Consider the following 1,464-nt stretch of genomic DNA (forward strand, 5'->3'; position numbering starts at 1 on the left):
GCCGCCCTCCCCGCCCCCGACTTCGCCGCTACCACCTCCGGCCGGGGCCCGGCCACTCCGGCCGAGGAGATCCTTTGTGGGCTCTTCGCCGAGGTGCTGGGCCTGGAGCGGGTCGGCGCGGAGGACTCGTTCTTCGAACTCGGCGGCGACTCCCTGCTCGCCATGCGGCTCATCGCCCGCATCCGGTCGGTGCTGGACACCGACATCGGGATCGGCAAGCTGTTCACGGCGCCGACGGTGGCCGGGGTCGCCCGGCTGCTCGACGCCCGCGAGGACGGCACCACCCGGGCCGCGCTGACGCCGCGGCCGAGGCCGGAGGTGCTGCCGCTCTCGTACGCCCAGCAGCGGATGTGGTTCCTCAACCGGCTCGAAGGCGTCGGTGAAGGCGCGGGCTACAACCTGCCGCTGGCGCTCCGGATATCGGGAGATCTGGACCTCGCCGCTCTGGAGGCCGCGCTGGGCGATGTCGCCGACCGGCACGAGAGCCTGCGCACGATCTTCCCCGAGACGGACGGCGAGCCCCGGCAGCAAGTGCTGGAGGGCGAGGCGGGCCGACCGCCGCTGATCGTCGTGGAGACCACACCGGACGAGCTCGGAGCGACACTCGCGGCGCACTCCGGGCGTGGCTTCGAGCTGAGCGCCGATCTGCCGTGGCGCATCCGGCTGTTGGCGACCGGGCCCATGGAGTACGTGCTGCTGATCGTGGCGCACCACATCGCGGTGGACGGCTGGTCGATGGGCGTGCTGGCGCGGGACATCGGCGTGGCGTACGCCGCCCGTCGGGCGGGCGACGCGCCGAGGTGGCAGCCGCTGCCGGTGCAGTACGCGGACTACGCGCTCTGGCAGCGCGAGGTGCTGGGCGATATCGAGGACCCCGACAGCGTGATCAGCGGCCAGCTGGACTACTGGCGCGCGGCCCTGGCCGACGCACCCCAGGAGCTGACGCTGCCAACCGACCGGCCGCGCCCGCCCGCGTCCTCCTTCCGGGGCGGCACGGTGCCCCTGCAGGTGGACGCCGAGACCCACGCCCGGCTGGTGGCGGCCGCCCAGCAGGGCAACGCCACCATGTTCATGGTCGCCCAGGCCGCACTGGCCGTACTGCTGGCCCGGCTGGGGGCGGGCACGGACATCCCCATCGGCACCGCGATCGCGGGTCGTGGCGACGAGGCCATGGACGCCCTGGCCGGGTTCTTCGTCAACACGCTGGTCCTGCGGACGGACATCAGCGCCGACCCGACGTTCAGCGAGGTGCTGGCCCGGGTGCGGGAGACCGATCTGGCCGCGTACGCGCATCAGGACGTGCCGTTCGAGCGGCTGGTGGATGTGCTGAGCCCGGAGCGGTCGCTGGCGCGCAACCCGCTGTTCCAGGTCATGCTGGCGCTGCAGAGCGCCGCCCCGGAGAAGTGGGAGCTGCCCGGCCTGGAGGTCGACACCCTGCCGTCGACCGCGGACCCCGTGGCCCGA

1 protein-coding gene is annotated in these 1,464 nt (G+C 73.4%); it reads left to right on the forward strand.

The window, feature by feature from the left end; translation table 11 throughout:
- Window positions 1–1,464: condensation domain-containing protein (locus GWI24_RS44310; RefSeq protein WP_247617741.1), on the forward strand; the 1,464-nt coding region annotated here is incomplete at both ends.

Origin of the sequence: Streptomyces sp. MK37H, assembly GCF_018035285.1 — a bacterium.
GTDB classification, from domain to species: Bacteria; Actinomycetota; Actinomycetes; order Streptomycetales; family Streptomycetaceae; genus Streptomyces; species Streptomyces endocoffeicus.